We start from the raw sequence: 1206 nt of genomic DNA, 5'->3' as shown, positions 1-1206 counted from the left end.
CGACGCCCCCCCGCCTTTGAGTAGCACGGCGATTTGGAGTCCAATCCCCAAGCAGAAGGAGATTGGACGTGAAGAAGCGCTTTTCCGAAGAGCAGATCATCGGCTTCCTGCGTGAAGCCGAAGCCGGCCTGCCGGTGAAGGAGCTGTGCCGTCGGCATGGCTTCAGCGAAGCCTCTTACTACCTGTGGCGCAGCAAGTTCGGCGGCATGAGCGTGCCGGACGCCAAGCGCCTGAAGGAGCTGGAGGCGGAGAACACCCGGCTGAAGAAGCTGCTGGCCGAGCAGATGTTCGAGAACGACGTGATCAAGGATGCCCTTCGAAAAAAGTGGTGACCGCACCGGCGCGCAGGACGCTGGTGCGGCATCTGGTGGATCGGGGACTCAGTGAGCGACGGGCGCTGGCGGCGGTGCGCATGAGCGCCAGTGCGCTGCGCTATGTCCCGCGTCCCGATCGCAACGTCGAGCTGCGCGAGCGGATCCTGGCGTTGGCGCAGCGCCACAGGCGCTACGGCGTCGGGATGATCTACTTGAAGCTGCGGCAGGAGCAGTGGCCGGTGAACTACAAGCGCGTGGAACGGCTGTATCAGGAGGCCCGGCTGCAGGTGCGCCGGCGCAAGCGCAAGAAAGTGCTGTTGGGCGACCGCCAGCCGTTGCTGCGGCCGGAGGCGGCCAACCAGGTCTGGTCGATGGACTTCGTGTTCGATCGCACCGCCGAGGGCCGCGTGCTCAAGGCGCTGACCATCGTCGACGATGCCACCCACGAGGCCGTGGCAATCGAAGTGGAGCGGGCCATCTCTGGCCACGGCGTGGCACGGGTGCTGGAGCGGTTGGCGCTGACCCGCGGCCTGCCGGCGGTGATCCGGACCGACAACGGCAAGGAATTCTGTGGCAGGACGATGGTGGCGTGGGCCCACGAGCATGGCGTCCAGCTGCGTCTGATCCAGCCGGGCAAGCCGAACCAGAACGCCTATATCGAGAGCTTCAACGGGCGCCTGCGCGACGAATGCCTCAACGAACACTGGTTCCCGACGCTGCTGCACGCCCGCACCGAGATCGAGACCTGGCGCCGGGAGTACAACGAGGAGCGACCGAAGAAGGTCTTGGGCGGCCTGACCCCGACCGAATATGCCGAACAGTTGGCGGCCAAAGCCGCTACGATGAAACCCGGACTCTAAAGAGCTCCGCTACTGGAGGTGGGGGGGCGTCG

At 65.5% G+C, this 1206-nt stretch carries 1 protein-coding gene; it reads left to right on the top strand.

The features are described from left to right. Positions 1–68 precede the first annotated feature (68 nt). A protein-coding gene (locus H4F99_RS14345; protein WP_182670647.1) for an IS3 family transposase occupies positions 69–1174 on the top strand; the annotation gives its coding sequence in 2 pieces (ribosomal slippage) (positions 69–327 and positions 327–1174; 1107 coding nt in all). Positions 1175–1206: the final 32 nt, after the last annotated feature.

Origin of the sequence: Marilutibacter penaei (genome assembly GCF_014145395.1) — a bacterium.
GTDB classification, from domain to species: Bacteria; Pseudomonadota; Gammaproteobacteria; order Xanthomonadales; family Xanthomonadaceae; genus Marilutibacter; species Marilutibacter penaei.
Note: the sequence above shows the minus strand (reverse complement) of the source record. Positions and strands in the feature narration are given on the sequence as shown.